The 20,213-nt window shown below is 72.4% G+C and carries 22 protein-coding genes; 20 read left to right on the top strand and 2 right to left on the bottom strand.

Features of this window, described 5'->3' with window-relative positions; genetic code table 11:
* Positions 1-52 precede the first annotated feature (52 nt).
* From ACH4SL_RS33285 to ACH4SL_RS33210, 16 genes are all read left to right on the top strand, one after another.
* Entirely contained in the window at positions 53-1,036 is a 984-nt protein-coding gene (locus tag ACH4SL_RS33285; RefSeq protein ID WP_398452854.1) for an ABC transporter ATP-binding protein, read from the top strand.
* On the top strand, positions 1,033-1,845 hold the full coding sequence (locus ACH4SL_RS33280; protein ID WP_398452852.1) for an MlaE family ABC transporter permease: 813 nt from the start codon (positions 1,033-1,035) through the stop codon (positions 1,843-1,845). The genes ACH4SL_RS33285 and ACH4SL_RS33280 overlap by 4 nt, the downstream gene beginning before the upstream one ends.
* A gap of 3 nt (positions 1,846-1,848) precedes the next feature.
* A complete protein-coding gene (locus ACH4SL_RS33275; protein WP_398452850.1) occupies positions 1,849-2,664 on the top strand; it encodes an MlaE family ABC transporter permease in 816 nt (271 codons plus the stop codon).
* Entirely contained in the window at positions 2,661-3,941 is a 1,281-nt protein-coding gene (locus ACH4SL_RS33270) for an MCE family protein (protein ID WP_398452847.1), read from the top strand. Before ACH4SL_RS33275 ends, ACH4SL_RS33270 begins: the two co-directional genes overlap by 4 nt.
* On the top strand, positions 3,938-4,969 hold the full coding sequence (locus ACH4SL_RS33265) for an MCE family protein (protein ID WP_398452845.1): 1,032 nt from the start codon (positions 3,938-3,940) through the stop codon (positions 4,967-4,969). The genes ACH4SL_RS33270 and ACH4SL_RS33265 overlap by 4 nt, the downstream gene beginning before the upstream one ends.
* Positions 4,966-6,042, top strand: coding sequence for an MCE family protein (locus ACH4SL_RS33260; RefSeq protein ID WP_398452842.1), 1,077 nt, complete (start codon positions 4,966-4,968; stop codon positions 6,040-6,042). Before ACH4SL_RS33265 ends, ACH4SL_RS33260 begins: the two co-directional genes overlap by 4 nt.
* Entirely contained in the window at positions 6,039-7,169 is a 1,131-nt protein-coding gene (locus tag ACH4SL_RS33255; RefSeq protein ID WP_398452840.1) for an MCE family protein, read from the top strand. Before ACH4SL_RS33260 ends, ACH4SL_RS33255 begins: the two co-directional genes overlap by 4 nt.
* On the top strand, positions 7,166-8,290 hold the full coding sequence (locus tag ACH4SL_RS33250; protein ID WP_398452838.1) for an MCE family protein: 1,125 nt from the start codon (positions 7,166-7,168) through the stop codon (positions 8,288-8,290). Before ACH4SL_RS33255 ends, ACH4SL_RS33250 begins: the two co-directional genes overlap by 4 nt.
* The gene (locus ACH4SL_RS33245) at positions 8,290-9,582 is read left to right on the top strand and encodes an MCE family protein (RefSeq protein ID WP_398452835.1); all 1,293 of its coding nucleotides are present in this window, start codon (positions 8,290-8,292) and stop codon (positions 9,580-9,582) included. Before ACH4SL_RS33250 ends, ACH4SL_RS33245 begins: the two co-directional genes overlap by 1 nt.
* Positions 9,579-10,196, top strand: a complete 618-nt coding sequence (locus ACH4SL_RS33240; RefSeq protein ID WP_398452833.1) for a hypothetical protein — start codon at positions 9,579-9,581, stop codon at positions 10,194-10,196. The genes ACH4SL_RS33245 and ACH4SL_RS33240 overlap by 4 nt, the downstream gene beginning before the upstream one ends.
* Positions 10,197-10,216: 20 nt before the next feature.
* Entirely contained in the window at positions 10,217-10,912 is a 696-nt protein-coding gene (locus ACH4SL_RS33235) for a hypothetical protein (protein WP_398452830.1), read from the top strand.
* Between the two features lie 11 nt (positions 10,913-10,923).
* The gene (locus ACH4SL_RS33230; RefSeq protein WP_398452827.1) at positions 10,924-11,580 is read left to right on the top strand and encodes a hypothetical protein; all 657 of its coding nucleotides are present in this window, start codon (positions 10,924-10,926) and stop codon (positions 11,578-11,580) included.
* Between the two features lie 28 nt (positions 11,581-11,608).
* Positions 11,609-12,376 (top strand): hypothetical protein, encoded by a 768-nt coding sequence (locus ACH4SL_RS33225; RefSeq protein WP_398452824.1) that lies wholly within the window; start codon positions 11,609-11,611, stop codon positions 12,374-12,376.
* A 151-nt stretch (positions 12,377-12,527) separates the two neighbouring features.
* Positions 12,528-13,889 carry a type I glutamate--ammonia ligase gene (glnA, locus tag ACH4SL_RS33220; protein ID WP_398452822.1) on the top strand — a complete coding sequence of 454 codons (1,362 nt, stop codon included), beginning with the start codon at positions 12,528-12,530 and terminating at the stop codon, positions 13,887-13,889.
* A gap of 149 nt (positions 13,890-14,038) precedes the next feature.
* A complete protein-coding gene (locus tag ACH4SL_RS33215; RefSeq protein WP_398452820.1) occupies positions 14,039-14,779 on the top strand; it encodes a GPP34 family phosphoprotein in 741 nt (246 codons plus the stop codon).
* A 100-nt stretch (positions 14,780-14,879) separates the two neighbouring features.
* Complete coding sequence (locus ACH4SL_RS33210) at positions 14,880-15,308, top strand: nitroreductase/quinone reductase family protein (RefSeq protein ID WP_398452818.1); 429 nt, start codon at positions 14,880-14,882, stop codon at positions 15,306-15,308.
* Between the two features lie 81 nt (positions 15,309-15,389).
* Here the strand turns inward: ACH4SL_RS33210 and ACH4SL_RS33205 are convergent, their stop codons facing one another.
* The gene (locus ACH4SL_RS33205; RefSeq protein ID WP_398452814.1) at positions 15,390-16,853 is read right to left on the bottom strand and encodes an MFS transporter; all 1,464 of its coding nucleotides are present in this window, start codon (positions 16,851-16,853) and stop codon (positions 15,390-15,392) included.
* Between the two features lie 150 nt (positions 16,854-17,003).
* On the opposite strand from ACH4SL_RS33205, the gene ACH4SL_RS33200 reads away from it, so the two are divergent.
* The 4 genes from ACH4SL_RS33200 to ACH4SL_RS33185 all read left to right on the top strand — a co-directional run bounded on the left by ACH4SL_RS33200 (position 17,004) and on the right by ACH4SL_RS33185 (position 19,457).
* The gene (locus tag ACH4SL_RS33200) at positions 17,004-17,648 is read left to right on the top strand and encodes a TetR/AcrR family transcriptional regulator (protein ID WP_398452811.1); all 645 of its coding nucleotides are present in this window, start codon (positions 17,004-17,006) and stop codon (positions 17,646-17,648) included.
* Between the two features lie 115 nt (positions 17,649-17,763).
* Positions 17,764-18,318, top strand: coding sequence for a hypothetical protein (locus ACH4SL_RS33195; RefSeq protein ID WP_398452809.1), 555 nt, complete (start codon positions 17,764-17,766; stop codon positions 18,316-18,318).
* Between the two features lie 381 nt (positions 18,319-18,699).
* A complete protein-coding gene (locus ACH4SL_RS33190; protein ID WP_398452806.1) occupies positions 18,700-19,209 on the top strand; it encodes an OvmZ protein in 510 nt (169 codons plus the stop codon).
* A complete protein-coding gene (locus tag ACH4SL_RS33185) occupies positions 19,206-19,457 on the top strand; it encodes a MerR family transcriptional regulator (protein ID WP_398452803.1) in 252 nt (83 codons plus the stop codon). Before ACH4SL_RS33190 ends, ACH4SL_RS33185 begins: the two co-directional genes overlap by 4 nt.
* A gap of 116 nt (positions 19,458-19,573) precedes the next feature.
* Here the strand turns inward: ACH4SL_RS33185 and ACH4SL_RS33180 are convergent, their stop codons facing one another.
* Positions 19,574-20,188, bottom strand: a complete 615-nt coding sequence (locus ACH4SL_RS33180) for a DNA-binding response regulator (protein WP_398187981.1) — start codon at positions 20,186-20,188, stop codon at positions 19,574-19,576.
* Positions 20,189-20,213 lie beyond the last annotated feature (25 nt).

Here is a 20,213-nt window from a genome sequence, read left to right as displayed (position 1 = left end):
TGCCATCCGAACACAACGTCCTGCCGCTGAGCCATTGGAGGAGAGCGGTGCCATGGGAATCGAAGTGACCGTCGAGGGCCTCACCAAGTCCTTCGGCAAGCAGACCGTCTGGCAGGACGTCACGCTCACGCTGCCGCCCGGCGAGGTCAGCGTCATGCTGGGCCCGTCGGGCACCGGCAAGACCGTCTTCCTCAAATCCGTGATCGGCCTGCTCAAACCCGAGCGCGGCCGCGTCCTGGTCAACGGCGTCGACATGGTCAACGGGCCGGAGCGGGACATCTACGCCACCCGCAGGCTCTTCGGCCTGATGTTCCAGGACGGCGCCCTCTTCGGCTCCATGAACCTCTTCGACAACATCGCCTTCCCCTTGCGCGAGCACACCCGCAAGAAGGAGTCGGAGATCCGCCGCGTCGTCATGGAGCGGATGGACATGGTCGGCCTGGTCGGATCCGAGGGCAAGCTGCCCGGTGAGATCTCCGGCGGCATGCGCAAGCGCGCGGGCCTCGCCCGCGCGCTCGTCCTGGACCCGCAGATCATCCTGTGCGACGAGCCGGACTCCGGCCTGGACCCGGTGCGCACCTCGTACATCTCGCAGCTGCTCATCGACCTCAACGCGCAGATCGACGCGACGATGCTGATCGTCACCCACAACCTCGACATCGCCGCGACCGTGCCGGACAACATGGGCATGCTCTTCCGCCGCGAACTCGTCGCGTTCGGGCCCCGCGAGCTGCTGCTGACCAGCGACGTACCCGTCGTACGGCAGTTCCTCAGCGGGCGCCGCGAGGGCCCGATCGGCATGGCGGAGGAGAAGGACGAGGCGACGCTGGCGGCCGAGCAGGGGGCGGGCGGCAGCGCCCTGCCGCCCGCGCCCGGCGTGCTCGCGCCGCAGCTGGAGCCGAGCCCCGGACTGCCGCCGCGGCAGGCCGTGCAGCGGCGCCGGGCGCGGGTGCTGGCGATGTGGGACCAGCTGCCGGCCGCGGCCCGGACCGCCGTGCAGGCGGGCCTGGCGCCGGTGCAGGGGGAGCCGGCATGAGCGCGCCCGTACGGCTGCGCGAGCCGGCCGAGCGCCGGCCCCTCCCCGGCACGGGCGCGCTGCGGCAGACCGGCCAGCTCATGACGCTGGCCGCCACCACGGTCCGGGACACCTTCCGGCGGCCCTTCCAGGTCCGCGAGCTCGTCGAGCAGTTCTGGTTCGTGGCGAGCGTGACGATCCTGCCCGCCGCGCTGGTGTCGATCCCGTTCGGCGCGGTCATCGCGCTCCAGGTCGGCTCGCTCACCCAGCAGCTCGGCGCGCAGTCCTTCACCGGCGGCGCGAGCGTCCTCGCGGTGATCCAGCAGGCCAGCCCGATCATCGTGGCGCTGCTCATCGCGGGCGCGGGCGGCAGCGCGATCTGCGCCGACCTCGGCTCGCGCAAGATCCGCGAGGAGCTGGACGCCATGGAGGTCATGGGCGTCTCACCGGTGCAGCGGCTGGTCGTGCCGCGGGTGCTCGCCACGATGCTCGTCGCGGTGCTGCTCAACGGCCTGGTGTCGGTGGTCGGCACGGCCGGCGGCTACTTCTTCAACGTCATCGTCCAGCACGGCACCCCGGGCGCGTACCTGTCGAGCTTCTCCTCGCTCGCGCAGCTGCCCGACCTCTACATCAGCGAGATCAAGGCGCTGGTCTTCGGCTTCATCGCCGGCATCGTCGCCGCCTACCGGGGCCTGCACCCGCGCGGCGGGCCCAAGGGCGTCGGCGACGCCGTCAACCAGTCCGTGGTCATCACCTTCCTGCTGCTGTTCGTCGTCAACGTCGTGCTGACCGCGATCTACCTGCAGCTCGTCCCGCAGAAGGGGGCCTGACCGATGGCATTCCCGGACCGCCCCCTGCGCTGGCTCGACGAGACCGGCGACCACTTCATCTTCCACGTCCGCGCGGTGCTGTGGATCCCGCGCACCCTGCGCCGCTACCTCAGGGAGGTGCAGCGGCTGCTCGCCGAAGTCGCGTTCGGCAGCGGCGGGCTCGGCGTCATCGGCGGCACCGTCGGCGTGATGATCGGCATGACGCTCGCCACCGGCACCGTCGTCGGCCTCCAGGGCTACGCGGCGATGAACCAGCTCGGCACCGCCGCCTTCACCGGCTTCATCTCCGCCTACTTCAACACCCGCGAGATCGCCCCGCTCGTCGCCGGCCTCGCCCTGTCCGCGACCGTGGGCGCGGGCTTCACCGCCCAGCTCGGCGCGATGCGCATCAACGAGGAGGTCGACGCCCTGGAGGGCATGGGCATCCGCTCCATGCCCTACCTGGTCAGCACCCGCATCATCGCCGGCGTCGTCGCGATCGTGCCGCTGTACGGCATCGGGCTGCTCAGCTCCTACGCGGCCTCGCGCGCGGTGACCGTCTTCTTCAACGGCCAGTCACCGGGCACCTACGACCACTACTTCGGCATCTTCCTGTCGCCCACCGACGTGCTGCTGTCGACCCTGAAGGTGCTGATCTTCAGCGTCATCGTGATCCTCGCGCACTGCTACTACGGCTACACCGCCAAGGGCGGGCCCGCCGGGGTCGGCATCGCGGTCGGCCGGTCGGTGCGCAACGCCATCGTGATCATCGCGGTGACCGACTTCTTCCTGTCGCTGGCGCTGTGGGGCGCCACCACCACCGTGCGGGTCGCCGGATGACCGCCACCGAGACCCGCACCCCCGCCCCCGTGCCGCCGCCCCCCACGGCGACCCGCCGCCGGCGCGGTCCCGGCAGGGCCGGGCGCCGCACCGCCGGGATCGTCTTCCTGCTCGTGCCCGCGCTGCTGGCGTGGCTCGCGGTCGCCGTCTACGACAAGGACTTCAGCGACGACGCGACCGTCACCGTCATGACGAGCAGCGTCGGCAACGAGATGCACCCCGGCGCCGACGTCAAGGTCCGCGGGGTCGTCGTCGGCCGCGTCAGCTCCATCCACGCCGACGGGCAGGGCGCCCGGCTGACGCTGGCCATCGACCGCGACCAGCTGCGCCGCATCCCCGCGGGCGTCACCGCCCAGATGCTGCCCACCACGCTCTTCGGCGCCCGCTACGTCGCGCTCGTACCGCCCGAGGGCGCCCGGTCCGGCGGGCCCTCGCTCCAGGCGAGCAGCACCATCGCGCAGGACCGCTCGAAGGACGCGATCGAGCTGCAGCAGGTGCTGGACAACGTCCTGCCGCTGCTCACCGCCGTCCAGCCGCAGAAGCTCGCCGCGACCCTCAACGCCGTGGCCACCGCCTTGGACGGCCGCGGCGCCCAGCTCGGCAGCACCCTCGTCCAGCTCGACGGCTACCTGCGCAAGCTCAACCCCGAACTGCCCGCGCTCACCGACGACATCAAGCAGCTCGTCACCGTCAGCCACGTCTACGACGACGCGGCCCCCGACCTCGTGCAGGCGCTCACCGACTTCACGAGGACCAGCAGCACCATCGCCGCCGAGCGCGCCAACCTCGACACCCTGTACGGCACCACCACCGGCACCGCGCAGGACGTCACGACCTACCTCCAGCAGAACAGCCCCAACATCATCCGGCTCGCCGCCGACAGCCGCGGCACCCTGGGCCTGCTCGCGAAATACTCCCCGTCCTTCCCGTGCACCTTCCGCACCCTCGCCGACTTCGTCCCCGTCATGGACAAGGCGCTCGGCAAGGGCACCGGCGAGCCCGGCCTGCACGTCAACCTCACGACCGTGGCCTCCCGCGGCAAGTACCTGCCCGGCAAGGACACCCCGGTGTACGGCAAGAGCGGCGGCCCGAAGTGCTACGCCGTCCCCTACACCGGCGGCAGGGGCACCACCCCGCTGGCCAACTCCCCGCAGGAGAACGAGCTGATCAACGAACTCCTCGCGCCGGGCACGCAGACCGCCCCGAGCGCGCTGCCGGACTGGAGCAGCCTGCTGACCGGGCCGGTCTTCCGCGGAGCGGAGGTGACCGTCAAGTGAAGCGCCGCAGTCTGACCGGGCCGATCGTCAAGTCGATCATCTTCATCCTGGTCACCTCGCTGGCCACCGCCGTCCTCGCGATCAGCATCGCGGGGGCGGGCGTCGGCGACACGTACGGCTACAACGCCCTGTTCACCGACACCACCGGCCTGATGTCCGGCGACAGCGTACGGATCGCGGGCGTCAAGGTCGGCACCGTCGACTCGGTGTCGGTGTACAGGCACAACCTGGCCAAGGTGCACTTCTCGGTGCAGCGCGAGCGGACGCTGCCGAAGTCCGCGACGCTGACGATCAAGTACCTCAACCTCGTCGGCCAGCGCTACATCGACCTCGCCCAGGGCACCGGGCCGGTCGGCGAGACACTGGAGCCGGGCCAGACCGTGCAGCTGGACCACACCACCCCGGCGCTCGACCTCACCCAGCTCTTCGCCGGATTCCAGCCGCTGTTCGAGGGCCTGTCACCGCCCGAGGTCAACCAGCTCTCCGGCGAGATCATCCAGGTGCTCCAGGGCGAGGGCGGCACCGTCGACTCGCTCATCGGCTCCATCGGCTCGCTGACGACCACGCTGGCCGCCAAGGACCAGGTGATCGGCCAGGTCATCGACAACCTCAACACCGTGCTGACCACCGTCAACACCCGCGAGGCCAACTTCAACGACCTCGTCGACACCCTCCAGCAGCTCGTCACCGGCTTCTCCGGCGACCGCGAGCCGATCGGCCAGTCCATCACCGCGATCTCGCAGCTCACCAACAGCACCGCCGGGCTGCTCACCCAGGGGCGCGCACCGCTGAAGGAGTCCATCGGGCAGCTCGGCCGGCTGTCGTCCAACCTCGGCGACGCCACCCCGCAGATCCAGAGCTTCCTCACCAACGCCCCGAAGAAATTCCAGGCCCTCGGCCGCGCCGCCTCCTACGGCTCCTGGCTCAACCTCTACCTGTGCCAGGCGACCGTGAACGGCGCGACCACCACCGACGGCAGCACCCCGCCGACCGGGATAGCGATCAGCGAAGCGAGGTGCCGGTCATGAACCGCCCGAGACTGAGGCTCGGACGCGCGCGAGCCGACCGCGGCAGGCCGCTCTTCACGCCGCTGCGCGACCGCAACCCGGTCGCCGTGGGGGCCGTCGGGCTGCTCGTGCTCGCCCTCGTCGGACTGCTCGCCTACAATGCCGACGCGCTGCCGTACATCGGCGGCGGCACCAGCTACTCCGCCGACTTCACCGAGGCCGCCGGGCTGCGCGCGGGCAACGAGGTGCGCGTCGCGGGCGTCAAGGTCGGCAAGGTCACCGGGGTCTCGCTGGACGGCGCGAAGGTCAAGGTCACCTTCAAGGTCCGGCACACCTGGATCGGCGACGCCAGCACCGCCGCCATCGGCATCAAGACGCTGCTCGGCGAGAAGTACCTCGCCGTCGACCCGCTCGGCAGCCGCAAGCAGGACCCGCACCAGCGCATCCCCAAGAGCCGCACCACCTCGCCGTACGACGTCACGCAGGCCTTCGAGGGGCTCGGCAGGACGCTCGGGGCCATCGACACGCAGCAGCTCGCCACCAGCTTCCAGACGATCTCCGACACCTTCAAGGACACCCCCGGCTCGGTGCACAGCGCCGCCACCGGGCTGTCCGCGCTGTCGCAGACCATCTCCAGCCGGGACGCCCAGCTCGCCCAGCTGCTCACCGGCAGCAAGCAGCTCACCCAGACGCTCGCCGACCAGAACGGGCACTTCCAGACCCTCATCTCGGACGGCGACCTGCTGCTCGGCGAGATCGAGAAGCGGCGCACCGCCATCCACGGCCTGCTCACCGGCACCCAGGACCTGAGCACCCAGCTCAGCGGCCTGGTGGCCGACAACAACAAGCAGCTCGGTCCGACCCTCGACGCGCTGGACCGGGTGACGGCCGTGCTGCTCACCAACCAGACCAGCCTCGACCAGGCCCTCGCGCTGGCCGGCCCCTACTACCGGGTCATCGGCAACACCATCGGCAACGGGCACTGGTTCGACAACTACCTGTGCGGGCTGCTGCCCGACAGCTACCTGCCGGCAGGCACGCCGCCGCCCACCGACGGCTGCATCCCGCCCAAGGCGACGGGAGGAGCGCAATGAGGATCCCGCGCCCGCGGCTGACACTCCCCGAGGGGAGGCGGCTCCGGCTGCCCCGGCGGGTGATCGTGACCGTGCTCGTCCTCGCGGTCGTCGCCGCCGGGGCCGTGACAGCGGGCTTCGCCGCCTTCGGAGGGCCCGGCGGCAAGCACGTCACCGCCTACTTCGACCGTACGGTGGGTGTCTACAAGGGCTCCGACCTGCGCATCCTCGGGGTGAAGGTCGGTACGGTCGAGGCGGTGCGGCCCAAGGGCAAGCAGGTCGAGGTCAGCCTGCGGCTCGACCGGGGCGTCAAGGTGCCCGCGGACGCCGGGGCGGTCATCGTCGCGCCCAGCGTCGTCGCCGACCGCTACGTCCAGCTCACGCCCGCCTGGACCGGTGGCCCGCAGCTCGCCGACCACGCCGTCATCACGGCCGCGCACACCGCGACGCCCGTCGAGATCGACCAGCTCTACACCAGCGTCACCCAGCTCAGCGACGCCCTCGGCCCGAACGGCGCCAACACCACCGGGGCGCTGTCCGAGCTGCTGAACGTCGGCGCCGACAACCTCGACGGCAACGGCAAGGCGATCGGCGACAGCATCACCCAGCTCGGGCAGGCCTCCAAGACGCTCAACAGCCACAGCGGCGACCTGTTCTCGACGCTGGCCTACCTCCAGTCCTTCACCACGATGCTGAAGAACAACGACGGCAAGGTGAAGGCGGCCGCCGACCAACTGTCCACCGTCACCGGCTTCCTGGCCGCCGACAAGCAGGACCTCGGCGCCGCGCTCCAGCAACTGGCCACCGCCCTGGGGCAGGTGAAGAGCTTCATCGACACCAACCGCGGCCGCCTCAAGACCAGCATCGACCAGCTCCAGCCCCTCACCCAGACGCTCGTCGACCAGCGGGCCTCGCTCGCCGAACTCCTCGACACCGCACCGCTCGCGGCCGACAACCTGCTGGGCGCCTACAACCCGGCCACCCACACCATCGACGGCCGCACCGACATCAACGAGCTGAGCCTGAGCGGCGGTTCGACCACAGCGAAGTCCGGGGCCGCGAAGCCGGGGGCCACGTCCCCCGTCGCCGACCTCCCGCTGCCCTTCCCCGCCACCGGCAAGTCCACGACCCAGGGGGCGGCGCGATGAGCCGACGCCGTACGACGCGCGGCGCCGCGGCCGCCGCGCTGCTCGGGCTGGCCCTGACCGGCTGCTCCGTGGGCGGGGTGCAGAGCCTGCCGCTGCCCGGCGGGGCGAACCTCGGCAGCCACCCCTACACCGTCAAGGCGCAGTTCGCCGACGTCCTGGACCTGGTGCCGCAGGCGTCGGTACGCGTCAACGACGTCGCCGTGGGCCGCGTCACCTCCGTCAAGGTCGCCTCCGACGGCTGGTCCGCGCTGGTCACCATGAAGGTCAACGGCAAGGTGGACCTGCCCGCGAACGCGTACGCGCACCTGGAGCAGTCCAGCCTGCTCGGCGAGAAGTACATCCAGCTCTCCGCGCCGCCCGCGAACGAGGCCGCCACCGGCACACTGCGCGGCGGACCGGTCATCCCGGTGTCGCACACCAACCGCAACCCGGAGATCGAGGAGGTCTTCGGCGCCCTGTCCCTGGTGCTCAACGGCGGCGGGGTGCAGCAGCTCAAGACCATCAACACCGAGCTGGGCAAGGCGCTCACCGGCAACGAGCCGCAGGTCCGCGACATGCTCACCCAGGTGGACACGCTGGTGGGCGACCTCGACGCGCACAAGGCCGACATCACCGCCGCGCTCGACGGGGTCAACCAGCTCTCCGCCACCCTCGCCGCCCGCGACACCAAGATCGGCACCGTGCTGGACGGCCTCAGCCCCGGTCTGAAGGTGCTGGACGAGCAGCGCGGCTCCCTCGTGACGATGCTCCAGGCCCTCGACACCCTCTCCGGCGTCGCCGTCGACACCGTCAACCGCAGCAAGGACGACATGGTCGCCGACCTCAAGGCCCTCGCGCCCACCCTGCAACGGCTCGCCGACTCCGGCCAGGACCTGCCCGACTCCCTCCAGGTGATGCTCACCTACCCCTTCACCGACGAGGTGCTCAACGGCGTCAAGGGCGACTACCTCAACGTCTACCTCGACCTCACCGCCGCCCCCGGCACCTCGCTCACCCCGATCCTGGAGGAGAAGGACAACTCCTACCCGCCGACGTACCCGCCGACCGCCGACCCCGCGAAGGGCGCGGCGAAACTGCCGCTGCCGCTGCCCTCGGTCACCACCACGACGAGGGGGCGCTGATGCTCACCAAGGCCACCGTCACCAAGAACATCGCCTTCCTCGTCGTCGCCGTCCTCGTGCTCGGCTACCTCGGCGTCAACTACGCCGACCTCGGGCGCTACGTCGGAATGCGCGGCTACTACACCGTGACCGTCGAACTCCCCGCGACCGGCGGCCTGTTCGAGCACTCCGACGTCACCTACCGGGGCGTGTCGGTGGGCCGGGTCGGGCCCATCTCGCTCACCTCGGACGGCGTCGAGGCGAAGCTGCGGATCAACAAGAGCGCGCCGCACATCCCGCAGCAGCTCAAGGCCGTCGTCGCGAGCCTGTCGGCCGTCGGTGAGCAGTACATCGACCTCCAGCCCAGCACCGACGACGGCCCCTACCTGCACGACGGCTCGCGCGTCGACCAGGCGAACGCCGAGATCCCGGCGCCCGTCACCAACCTGCTCACCAGCGTCAACGACCTCGCCGCCTCGGTGCCGCTGGAATCGCTGCGCACCGTCGTCGACGAATTCGGGCTGGCCTTCAACGGGCAGGCCGACAACCTCCAGTCGCTGCTGGACACCAGCGGGCAGTTCATCGACGCGGCCGACACCAACCTGCCCACCGACACCCAGCTCGTCGTGGACGGGCAGACCGTGCTGAAGACGCAGGCCGACGAGGGCGACGCCATCCGCTCCTTCGCGGACAGCGCCAACCAGCTCGCCGCCCAGCTCAACACCTCCGACGCCGACCTGCGCCGCCTCATCACGACCGCACCGGAGGCCGCCACGCAGGTCAGCGCGCTGCTGCGGGACGTCGGACCGCAGCTCAGCGTGGTGCTCGCCAACCTGCTCACCACCTCCGACATCGCCGTCACCCGGCAGCGCGGCATCGAGGAGTACCTGGTGACCGTGCCCGCGGTGGTCGCCGCCGGATCGTCGTCCGTCGACGCGAGCGGGATGCACTTCGGGCAGGCGGTCACCTTCTTCTCGCCGCTGCCCTGCACCTCCGGCTACGGCGGTACGACGTACCGCACCGGGCTGGACACCGGCACCCCGAAGACCGCCTTCAACACCGCCGCCCGCTGCACCGCGCCCGCCTCCAGCGGCATCGACGTCCGCGGCTCGGCGCACGCGCCCCAGGGCGGCGCGCTCCCCAAGCCCGCCGAGCCCGGCTCGGTGCTGCCGACGAGCGGTACGTCGGACGGCACGCTCGTGCCCGCGGCCGCACCGACCGTGGGGCCGCAGCTGCCGGGGGCGCTGGCGCTGCCCGCGCTGCCCGCGGGCGGGCCGACGACGATGGCCGGGCTGCTGGGGGTGACGGGATGACGCAGGCACCGGAGGAGGAGAAGCCGGTGCAGGAGCCTGCCGAGGCTTCGGACAGGGGGCCGTACGTGCTCGTGCTGCCCTCCCCGCGGGGGCTGCTGCGGGCGCTGCGCCGACAGCCGCGGCGTCTCGCGTGGGCGGCGGCCTGGACGGTCGCGGCCGTGGTGTGCGCGCTGGGGGTGTGGTCGTACGCGGACACCAGCGGGGACGGCGCGCTGAGCTACGGCAAGGCGCGGGACGCCGCCCTCGCGGACGGCACACGCGACATCGCTCGGCTCAACACGGTGGACGCCGCGCACGCCGCCGACGACCTCGACCAGTGGCTCACGGCGACGACCGGCCCGCTGCACGACCGGCTGAGCAGCACGCACACCGCCGACACCACGACCGTCAAGCAGTCGGGCACCTCCACGCGGGGCAAGGTCACCGACGCGGCGGTCACCGAGCTGGACACCCGGGCCGGTACGGCGAAGCTCATCGCGACCGTGGAGGTCCAGGTCACCCCGGCGTCGGGCACGGCCACCACCGACCGCAAGCGTTTCGAGGCGGGCCTGTCGCGCACCGGGGACGGCTGGAAGCTCACCGCGCTCACCGCGGTGCCGGTCGGGGCGAGTTGAGAGCGGAGGACGAGGCAGAGGTGACGACGACCGAGCAGAAGGCCGCGCAGGACGCGGCACCGGATTCCGCCGAGCCGGAGACGGAGCCTGAGCCGCTGGACGCGCCGGACGAGGACGCGGCTCCGGACGCGGAAGCGGGTACGGACGCGGGGGACGGCTCCGGCGACCGGGCCGCCCCCCGGTGGCGCGCCCGGCTGCGGCTGCCCGGCTTCGTACGGCGGGACCCGCGCCGTACCGCCGCCGTGGCCGTGATCGCCGCCCTGCTGCTCACCGGCGGCGGATTCGGCTGGGCCGCCCAGCAGTTGAAGTCCCCGGCCGCGGCCCGCAACCACGCCCTCACCGACACCGACGCGACCAGCAGGCTCACCGGCGAGATCAGCAGCGTGCTCGGCCGCGTCTTCGCGTACACACCCGACGACACGCAGTCCACCGAGCAGGCCGCGCACGACAGCCTGGAGGGCGCGGCGGCCGGGCAGTACGAGAAGCTCTTCGCGCAGATCCGCGACCAGGTCGCCAGCCAGCAACTGACCCTGAGCACACGGGTGGTGCGGGCGGCGGTCGTCTCGCTCACCGGCGACCGCGCCCGGCTGCTGGTCTTCCTCGACCAGACCGCCCAGCGCGCGGGCGCCGAGCCGACCACCGCGGCGGCCCAACTGTCGGTGTCCGCCCATCTGGTGGGCAGCCACTGGAAGATCGACAACCTCACGGCCCGGTAGGAGAAGCCCCGATGGCACGCACGCCGCAGTCCTCCCGTACCGAGTCCGGCACGCCGGGCACCCCGCCCGGCGGCAGGGCCGGTACGGGCCGCCGCCCGCTGCTCGCGGTCGCGCTCGCCCTCGCGGTGGCCGCGGCCGTGGCCGCCGCGCTCAGCGGCTGGTCCTGGTACGGCGCCGCGCACGACGACGACGCCTCCTTCGCGCGCACCCGCGACACCGTCCTGGCCGCGGCCGAGCAGGCGGTGCAGAACCTCAACACCCTGGACCACAGCGACCTCGACCACGGCCTGGACATCTGGGAGTCCTCCACCACGGGCGACCTGCACACCCAACTCACCCAAGGGCGGGCCGACTTCGCCAAGCAGGTGCAGCAGGCGCAGACGACGACCACCGCGAAGGTGCTCTCCGGCGCCGTCACCGAGCTGGACACCAGGACGGGCAAGGCGAGCGTGATGGTCGCGCTGCGGATCACCGTCCAGGCACCGAAGCAGCAGCCCGCGGTCAAGGAGTCGAGGATGCTCGGCGAGCTGACGCGTACGGCCTCCGGCTGGAAGCTCAGCGCGCTCGGCCAGGCGCCGACCGGCGAGAGCGACTCCGGCACCGTTCCCTCCGGCACGGCCACCCCGGCCCCGACGGCCACCACCCCGAAGCCCACCGCAAGCCACTGACGGCCGTACGTGAGAGGACCGACGCGCCATGTCGACCACCCGTCATCTGATCAACCGGCAGCGCAGGCTGGCAGCGGTGTCCGCGGCGGCGGAGGAGCGTGCGGCGGACCGCGAGGCCGAGCCCGCGGGCGCCGTCCGCACCCAGCAGGCCGCCCGCGCCCGCACCCGTACGGCCGTACGGCCCCGTCCCGACGAGCCGGAGCGCGAGCCCGCGGCGAAACGCCCGCCGAAGACCTCGCCCAGGACCTCGCCGAAGGCCTCGGCGAAGAAGGCGCCCCACCGGCCCTTCCCTCTCGCGCTCGCGCTGCTCGCCGCCGCGACCGTGCTGCTCGGCGGCTTCGCCGCCTTCGCCGCGAGCCGGGCGTCCGGGCTGCACGACTCGGTGGCCGCGCACAACACCGCGCTCACCGACACCGCGCGCACCAGCGAGGTCAAGGGGCAGGTCGCGGCCGCGGTCAACGCCGTCTTCTCGTACGACTACGCCGACCCGGCCCGTACCGACGACGCCGCCAAGCGGCTGCTCACGGGCAAGGCCGTCCAGCAGTACGCGACGATGCTCGCGCAGGTGCGCGCGCAGGCGCCGACCCAGAAGCTCGTGCTGACCACGACCGTCACCGACACCGGCGTCGACACGATCGACGGCGACCGCGCCCACCTGCTCGTCTACGCCGACCAGCGCAACACCAGCACCGCGAAGGCGGGGGCGGGCAGCACGTACGCCCCGGCCATGTTCGCGGTGGACGCCGTCCGTACCGGCGGCACCTGGAAGATCGCCGCGATCGACACCTTCGGATGAGGGCGGGGGAGTAGGGGCGCGGGCCTCGCAACCGGCACTATGGACAGTGAGCCGTCCCTGCAACGCACCAGAAACGGTGTGATGCAATGCTCATGATCCCCCGCCCGGACCAGGCGGGGGAGCGGTGCCTGACCGGCGAGGATGGATGGATATGGATAAGCAGCAGGAGTTCGTGCTCCGGACCCTGGAGGAGCGGGACATCCGCTTCGTGCGGCTGTGGTTCACCGACGTGCTGGGCTATCTGAAGTCGGTCGCCGTCGCCCCCGCCGAGCTCGAACAGGCCTTCGACGAGGGGATCGGCTTCGACGGCTCCGCGATCGAGGGCTTCGCCCGGGTCTACGAGTCCGACATGATCGCCAAGCCCGACCCCGGCACCTTCCAGATCCTGCCCTGGCGCGCCGACGGCCCCGGCACCGCCCGGATGTTCTGCGACATCCTCATGCCGGACGGCTCGCCGTCCTACGCCGACCCGCGCTACGTCCTCAAGCGCGCCCTCGCCAAGACCTCCGACCTCGGCTTCACCTTCTACACGCACCCCGAGATCGAGTTCTACCTGCTCAAGGACAAGCCGCTGGACGGCACCAGCCCCACCCCCGCCGACAACTCCGGCTACTTCGACCACACTCCGCAGGCCGTCGGCATGGACTTCCGCCGCCAGGCCATCACGATGCTCGAATCCATGGGCATCTCCGTGGAGTTCTCGCACCACGAGGGCGCCCCCGGCCAGCAGGAGATCGACCTGCGGTACGCCGACGCGCTGTCCACCGCGGACAACGTGATGACCTTCCGGCTGGTGATGAAGCAAGTCGCCCTGGAGCAGGGCGTGCACGCCACCTTCATGCCCAAGCCCTTCTCGGAGTACCCGGGTTCGGGCATGCACACCCACCTCTCGCTCTTCGAGGGCGACCGCAACGCCTTCTACGAGTCCGGCGCCGAATTCCAGCTCTCCAAGGTGGGCCGGTCGTTCATCGCGGGCCTGCTGCGGCACGCGGGCGAGATCTCCGCGGTCACCAACCAGTGGGTCAACTCCTACAAGCGCATCTGGGGCGGCTCCCAGCGCACCGCGGGTGCGGGCGGCGAGGCCCCCTCGTACATCTGCTGGGGCCACAACAACCGCTCCGCCCTCATCCGGGTGCCGATGTACAAGCCCGGCAAGACCGGCTCCACCCGCGTCGAGGTCCGCTCCCTCGACTCCGGCGCCAACCCCTACCTCGCCTACGCCGTCCTCCTCGCGGCCGGCATGAAGGGCATCCAGGAGGGCTACGAACTCCCGGCCGGCGCCGACGACGACGTGTGGGCCCTCACCGACGCCGAACGCCGCGCCCTCGGCATCCAGCCCCTCCCGCAGAACCTCGGCGAGGCCATCGACCTCATGCAGCACAGCGAACTGGTCGCCGAGACCCTCGGTGAGCACGTCTTCGAGTTCTTCCTGCGCAACAAGAAGCAGGAGTGGGAGGAATACCGCTCCCAGGTCACGGCCTTCGAGCTGATGAAGAACCTGCCCAACCTGTAGGCCCGCCAGGCCGGTCGCACCGACCGCACCCGGCCCGGTCCTCGCGACCGGGCGGGGCGCGGTGCGGCGGTGTGCCCGCCCTGTCAGGTTTTGGTCACAGCTCGCCCGGAACGGGAGCTTCCTCCTGCAACGGACCTACGCTGGCAGGTATGACCATGGGGGACGAACTGCTCCTGCTGGCGATCACGCCGGGCAGGCTGCACAGGGGGTTGCGGATCCGGTCGCCGCAGCGGCTGCGGCTGGCGTTACGGGCCGCGGAGCTCGCGGAGCTGGTGCTCGCCGGGCGGGTCGACGTGGGGGCGCGGCGGATCGCCGTACGGGACCGCGCGCCGGTCGACGCGCCCCGGCTCAGCGGCGTGCTGCGCGTCCTCGCCGGTACGGAGCCGGCGCCCACGCTGGAGGAGTGGCTGCGCGCCGCACCCCGCTCGCTCGTGCCGGAGTACGTCTCCCGGCTCCAGGACCGCAAGGTGATACGCGTCCGGCGGTGGCGCGGCCGGGACGGGCGCACCCGCAACGACATCCTGTCCGCCGACCTGCCGCGCCGCCGCGAGCTGGTGGCCCGGGTGGGCGCGGCGGTCCGCGCCGCGCCGGGCTCCGCGGACGGCGACCCGGATCTCGCGTACGGCCTCGCGCTGGCCGTGCTCGCCCGCAGCGCGGGCCTCGCCTCCGCCGTCCACCCGGGCCCGCGCGGCTGGGCGGCCCGGCGCAGGCTGGCCGCGCTCACGGCGGATCCCGGGGCGCTGGGCGGCGCGGTGGCGGCCGCGTACGCCGCGGAGGCGGCCGCCGCGCGCATCTCCGCCTCCTACGCCGACCGCGGTGGGCTGGGCGGCGGCGGGATGGGCGACATGAACCTGCTCGAAGGAGGCACCCCGGGCGGCGGCACCTGGTGACCCGCCGCAGGCCCGCCCCGTACGCCAACTGCCCTGGTGCGCAAGGCCAGTAGAGTGGGCGCGGCCGGCACCGGCCGGCTCCTTGGGGGAGGAAACAGGGATGAGCATGTCCGAACGGCTGCGGCTCAACCAGCTGGTCATCGACGAATTCCGGTCCGCCGCAGGTGTGGTCGGCGGCGACTGGGCGGGCGTCCCGCTGCTGCTGCTCACCACCACCGGCCTGCGCAGCGGCGAGCCGCGCACCGCGCCGACGACGTATCTCGCGGACGGCGAACGGCTCGTCGTCTTCGCCGCGAACGGCGGGCGCCCCGCGCACCCGGCGTGGTACCGCAACCTGCTGGCCGACCCCGCCGTGCGCGTCGAGGTCGGCGAGCAGTCGTACGAGGCGACCGCCGCCACCGCGGACGGCGCGGAACGCACCCGGCTGTGGCAGCTCCAGCTCGCGGCGGCCCCGTATTTCGCGGGCTTCCAGGAGCGCGCCGGGGACCGCCTCATCCCGGTCGTGGTCCTCACCCGCGCCGCGGGCTGAGGCGGCGGGCCCCCGTCAGCAGGCCCCCGCCCGGCGGCCCCCGTCAGCAGGCCCCCGCCCGGCGGCCCTGAAGCAGCCCTGTCAGGCCGCGGCCGGCTCGGACGCGTCCGCCGGGGCGACGTCCCCGGCGGCGGGCCGCGGGCGGCGCGACGGGATGAAGGACGCGAGCAGCAGGGCCAGCAGCGCGGTGCCCGCGCCGATCGCCATGACCGTGCGGAAGCCGTTCTGCGACGGGACGTGGAGCGGCCCGTACGCGATCGTCATCTGGGCCAGCACCACACCGGCGACCGCGCTGGACACCGAGGTGCCCACGGCCCGCATGAGGGAGTTGAGGCTGTTGGCCGCGGCCGTGTCGGACACCGGCACCGCGCCCATCACCAGCGCGGGCATCGCGCCGTAGCCGAGGCCCACACCCGCGCCGATGATGCAGGACACCAGCACGAGCTGCCACACCGCGGACATCAGCAGGATGTTCACGACGTAGCCCGCGGCGACCGTGGCCGCGCCCAGCATCAGCGTCGTCTTGGGGCCGCGGGCCTGGGTGATGCGGGCGGAGAAGGGTGCCACGACCATCATGACGAGCCCCTGCGGGGCCAGCACCAGCCCGGTGACCAGCAGCGACTTGCCGAGCCCGTAACCGGTGTCCTTCGGGAGCTGGAGCAGCTGCGGCAGCACGAGCGACATCGCGAACATCGAGAAGCCGTACGCCACGGACGCCAGGTTGGTGAAGAGCACCTGCGGGCGCGCGGCGATCCGCAGATTCACCAGGGCGTACGGCAGCCGCAGCTGGAAGGCGCCCCACACCAGCAGGACGAGCACGCCGCCGCCGAACAGGCCCAGCGTGGTGCCGCTCGCCCAGCCCCACGCGGCGCCCTTCGACACGCCCAGCAGCAGGCACACCAGGGCGGCGGAAAGACCGAGCGCCCCGGGTATGTCGAAGCGCCCGCCGGTGCGCACCTCGGACTCCGGCACCAGCACCGTGACCAGGGCGGTCGCCACCAGGCCCGCGGCGGCGGACACCCAGAAGAGCATGTGCCAGTCGAAGTGGTCGGCCACCAGCGCGGCCAGCGGCAGGCCGAGCGCGCCGCCGACGCCGAGGGAGGCGCTCATCACGGCGGTCGCGGAGGCGAGCTTCTCGGTGGGCAGCTCGTCGCGCATGATGCTGATGCCCAGCGGGATCACCCCGGACGACACGCCCTGGAGGGCGCGCCCCACGATCATCGGGCCCAGCGAGTCGGACAGCGCGCACACGACCGACCCGGCCGTCAGCAGCACCAGGCTGGCCAGCAGCATCCGCCGCTTGCCGTGCATGTCGCCGAGCCGCCCGAAGACGGGTGTGGCGACGGCGGAGGCGAGCAGGGTCGCGGTGACGGCCCAGGTGGCGTCGGAGGGCGAGGCGTTCAGGAGGTCGGGCAGCTCCGGGACCAGCGGGATGACCAGCGTCTGCATCAGGGAGACGACGATCCCGGCGAAGGCCAGCACGACGACGACGGCGTCGGCGCGGCCGGAGGCGACCTTCCCGGGAGGTGCGGGGGTCTCGGACATGGCGGCTCAGGCCTCCGGTCTGGACAGCGGGTGCGCGGGCGGATAATTTAAATAAACCGATTGATTTAAATGTAGGGAGCGGTGTCCGGCCCGTCAAGCGACCGCAGGTCGGGCGGGGTACGCGGGTCCGCGCTCGGTAAGGTCGTAGCCATGCCAGCCAGGAGCGTCCGCGCGGAGAAGGTCGAGGCGACGCGGGAGGCGATCCTCGCGGCGGCCGAGCAGCTCTTCGCCGAGCACGGCGTCTACAACATCTCCAACCGGCAGATCAGCAACGCCGCGGGGCAGGGCAACACCGCCGCCGTCAACTACCACTTCGGCAACAAGACCGACCTCGTACGGGCCATCGCGCGCCGCCACACCGAACAGATCGAGCGCAACCGCGCCCGCCTCATCGCCCGCACCGAGGGCTCGACCGAACTGCGCGACTGGGTGGGCTGCATGGTCCGCCCGCTCACCGAGCACCTCGACGCGCTCGGCAGCCCCACGTGGTACGCGCGCTTCAACGCCCAGGTCTCCGCCGACCCGGCCCTCTACGAGGCGGTCGTCCCGGAGATCGCCGCGTCCCCCACCCTGCGCACCCTCCTCGACGGCCTCAACGCGTGCCTGCCCGGCCTCCCCGACGACGTCAAGGCCGACCGCGGCGTCATGGCCCGCCACCTCATCGTCCAGATGTGCGTGGAGCGCGAACGCGCCCTGGCGACCGGCACCCCGCTGGCCCACCCCACCTGGTCCGACCTGGCCGCCAGCCTGGTCGACGCCCTGACCGGCCTCTGGCACGCCCCGGTCACCCGCTGAGCGGCCGCCGTCTATCCTGGGCGCGCACCGCCCGGCGCCGGCCGCCACCGCCCCGGAGACGCCCCTTCTTTCCGGCGCGCCGCGCCGCCCTGACGAAAGGCCCCCGGGTCCCCTCATGCGCACCTCCAGAGCCGGCGCCCCTGCCCTGCTCCTCGTCCTGTCCGCAGCAGCCCTGTTCGCCACCGGCGCCTGCGGCAAGGCCGGTTCGGGATCCTCCTCCGGCGGATCGCAGCTCCCGGCGGCGACCACGCTCGCCGGGGCCGACCAGCAGCTGCACGCCTATCTGGAGAGCGCGATGCCGGTCGGCGGCGGCGAACCCGGCGTCCGCGCCGGCGCCGTCCTGCCCAGCTCGCTGGCCCGTACCCACACCCCCTGCGACGCGGGGCAGGCCACCCATCTGGTCACCGAGGTCGTCGTCGGCGCGAGCGACGGCTACGCCACGAAAGTCCTCGGCACACTGCGCACCCGCGGCTGGCTCCTCCCCGACTGGAGTTCCGACGCCCCGACCCCCGGCACCCGCTTCACCTCCGGCACCAAGTCCGGCTACCGCATCCAGGTCGAGGAGCAGGGGGACACGGTCACCCTCACCGCCGAGACGCCCTGCCTCACCGGCGCGCCCGCGCCCCGGCGCTCGGACTTCCCCCTCGACCCTCCCGGCGACGACGCCTGACAGCCCGTCACCCGTATCGCCGCTGGTCAGAGCCGGTGGACGGCAGGCCGTGCGGGCTTCCGCACCCGCGTGTGAGTTTTTCATGCCGCGGGGAGGGCGGACTCACGCGGGACTGGTGACTGTGGGACTGTCGCGGGGTTCGGGCGAGTCCGCATCCTGGGGTGGGTCCGGCCGGTGTGCCGGAAACGGTTGCCGGTGACGGCTGTTGACTGCGGGGTGATGGGTGTGTATCAGGCTCAGCGGGGACGGAGCGGCGCTCACGAGACGGTGGTCGAGCAGACCGCCGAGGGGGGGTACTGCTCCGGGTTCGACGCGCTGGGTGGGCACCGGCCACGGCGGCTCATGACGGGGCTGCGGTCCTGCCGGGCGTGCGGTGACCGCGTGGGAGTGTCCTTACGGGCGCTGCCGCGTCTGTACGCCGCGTGCGAGCACGCGCTGGGGCCGGTCACGAGCGGCTTCCGGCAGCGGGTCAGCGGGAGCAAGAACGTGGGCATGGCGCTCAACGAGCGCGCGATGGAGGCCCGCAGCGAGATGGTGGGCGTGCTGGCGTCCTGGGCCGACATGGTGGTGGGCGAGCGGAGCGCGTCCGCGCCGCGCGGGCGGACGGTACGGGACCTCGCGGGATTCGTCGCCGGCCATCTGGACTGGCTGCTCGCGCACCCGGCCGTCGACGACTTCGTGAGCGAGATCGTGATGGTCGAGGAGGCCGCGCTGCGCGCCGTCGAGGGCGGCCGGACCTCCCGCGAGCTGGGACGCTGTCTCGAACCCGGGTGCGACAGCGCGGTGCAGTCGGGCGTGCTCCCGGGCGGGGACTTCGCGGTGAGCTGCGGCACCGGCCATGTGCTCACCCCGCAGCAGTGGCTGCTGCTGGGCCGCCGGGCGGCGTCATGAACAGGGCCCGCAAGGTGCCGCCGCGCGTCGTGCCGACGGAACTCGCCGCGCTGGCCCTCGGGGTGCCGCCCGCGACGATCCGCAAATGGGCCAGCCGGGGGAAGCTGACCCGCTACGGGCGGCCCGGACGGGCGGAGTACGACCTCGACGAGCTGTTCGCGCTGGCCGAGGCGCGTACGGGCGCCGCGGGCGCGCGCGGCGCGAGCGGCGGCCCGCAGGAGGCGGGCGCCGCCGCGGAGTCCGGGTGAGCCGCACGGCCCCACCACGACAGCGCGCCACCGGCCGCGGCGGTCCGGCCGCCGCGGCCGGTGGCGCGCCTGCCGTGCCCGGCGCCGGGCCGGAGCACCCCGCGCGCGGCGCCGCGTCAGATGATCCAGCCGGTGTCGTGGGCGATACGGATCGCGTCGATGCGGTTGCGCGCGTTGAGCTTGGTGACGCTGGTGGTGAGGTAGTTGCGGACGGTGCCGAGCGAGAGGCAGAGCATGTCGGATATCTCGTGCGGCTCGGCACCGGTCGCCGCGAGTTGCAGGACGCTGAGTTCGCGGTCGGAGAGCGGACACTCCCCGGCGTCCCACGCGGCGAGGGCGAGTTCGGGGTCGATGGTGCGCTGCCCGGTGGCCACCCGGCGCACGCTCTCCGCGAGCTGGTCGGGCGGCGAGTCCTTGAGCATGAAGCCGGTGACGCGCGCGTTGAGCGCGCGGCGCAGCGTGCCGGGCCGCCCGAGGCTGGTGAGGATGAGGGTCCGGCAGGTGGGAAGCCGCTGCTGGAGCTGGGTGACGGCGCTGAGCCCGTCGAGCCCGGGGAGGTCGATGTCGATGACGGCCACGTCCGGGTTGTGGTGAAGGGCTGTCGGGAGGATCTCGTCGCCACGGCCGATGTCGGCCACGATGGTCAGGTCGTCCTCGAGTTCGAGAAGGGCGACGAGCGCTCCGCGGACCATCGTCACGTCTTCGGCTAAAAGAATTCTGAGCTGCCTCATTGCCGCCCCCATAGATCGACAGTGT

Origin of the sequence: Streptomyces sp. NPDC021020 (assembly GCF_044333285.1) — a bacterium.
Classification (GTDB): Bacteria; Actinomycetota; Actinomycetes; order Streptomycetales; family Streptomycetaceae; genus Actinacidiphila.
The sequence above is the reverse complement of the archived record's forward strand: the minus strand, read 5'-3'. Positions and strand labels throughout refer to the sequence as shown.

What these genes read in the sequence shown, in the direction of transcription:
- ACH4SL_RS33215 (WP_398452820.1), top strand. Translation starts at nt 14,039, where the DNA reads ATGACCATGGGGGACGAACTGCTCCTGCTGGCGATCACGCCGGGCAGG.
- ACH4SL_RS33185 (WP_398452803.1), top strand. Translation starts at nt 19,206, where the DNA reads ATGAACAGGGCCCGCAAGGTGCCGCCGCGCGTCGTGCCGACGGAACTC.
- ACH4SL_RS33285 (WP_398452854.1), top strand. Translation starts at nt 53, where the DNA reads ATGGGAATCGAAGTGACCGTCGAGGGCCTCACCAAGTCCTTCGGCAAG.
- ACH4SL_RS33255 (WP_398452840.1), top strand. Translation starts at nt 6,039, where the DNA reads ATGAGGATCCCGCGCCCGCGGCTGACACTCCCCGAGGGGAGGCGGCTC.
- ACH4SL_RS33210 (WP_398452818.1), top strand. Translation starts at nt 14,880, where the DNA reads ATGAGCATGTCCGAACGGCTGCGGCTCAACCAGCTGGTCATCGACGAA.
- ACH4SL_RS33270 (WP_398452847.1), top strand. Translation starts at nt 2,661, where the DNA reads ATGACCGCCACCGAGACCCGCACCCCCGCCCCCGTGCCGCCGCCCCCC.
- ACH4SL_RS33250 (WP_398452838.1), top strand. Translation starts at nt 7,166, where the DNA reads ATGAGCCGACGCCGTACGACGCGCGGCGCCGCGGCCGCCGCGCTGCTC.
- glnA (WP_398452822.1), top strand. Translation starts at nt 12,528, where the DNA reads ATGGATAAGCAGCAGGAGTTCGTGCTCCGGACCCTGGAGGAGCGGGAC.
- ACH4SL_RS33205 (WP_398452814.1), bottom strand. Translation starts at nt 16,853, where the DNA reads ATGTCCGAGACCCCCGCACCTCCCGGGAAGGTCGCCTCCGGCCGCGCC.
- ACH4SL_RS33260 (WP_398452842.1), top strand. Translation starts at nt 4,966, where the DNA reads ATGAACCGCCCGAGACTGAGGCTCGGACGCGCGCGAGCCGACCGCGGC.
- ACH4SL_RS33180 (WP_398187981.1), bottom strand. Translation starts at nt 20,188, where the DNA reads ATGAGGCAGCTCAGAATTCTTTTAGCCGAAGACGTGACGATGGTCCGC.
- ACH4SL_RS33195 (WP_398452809.1), top strand. Translation starts at nt 17,764, where the DNA reads ATGCGCACCTCCAGAGCCGGCGCCCCTGCCCTGCTCCTCGTCCTGTCC.
- ACH4SL_RS33200 (WP_398452811.1), top strand. Translation starts at nt 17,004, where the DNA reads ATGCCAGCCAGGAGCGTCCGCGCGGAGAAGGTCGAGGCGACGCGGGAG.
- ACH4SL_RS33245 (WP_398452835.1), top strand. Translation starts at nt 8,290, where the DNA reads ATGCTCACCAAGGCCACCGTCACCAAGAACATCGCCTTCCTCGTCGTC.
- ACH4SL_RS33230 (WP_398452827.1), top strand. Translation starts at nt 10,924, where the DNA reads ATGGCACGCACGCCGCAGTCCTCCCGTACCGAGTCCGGCACGCCGGGC.
- ACH4SL_RS33280 (WP_398452852.1), top strand. Translation starts at nt 1,033, where the DNA reads ATGAGCGCGCCCGTACGGCTGCGCGAGCCGGCCGAGCGCCGGCCCCTC.
- ACH4SL_RS33225 (WP_398452824.1), top strand. Translation starts at nt 11,609, where the DNA reads ATGTCGACCACCCGTCATCTGATCAACCGGCAGCGCAGGCTGGCAGCG.
- ACH4SL_RS33240 (WP_398452833.1), top strand. Translation starts at nt 9,579, where the DNA reads ATGACGCAGGCACCGGAGGAGGAGAAGCCGGTGCAGGAGCCTGCCGAG.
- ACH4SL_RS33275 (WP_398452850.1), top strand. Translation starts at nt 1,849, where the DNA reads ATGGCATTCCCGGACCGCCCCCTGCGCTGGCTCGACGAGACCGGCGAC.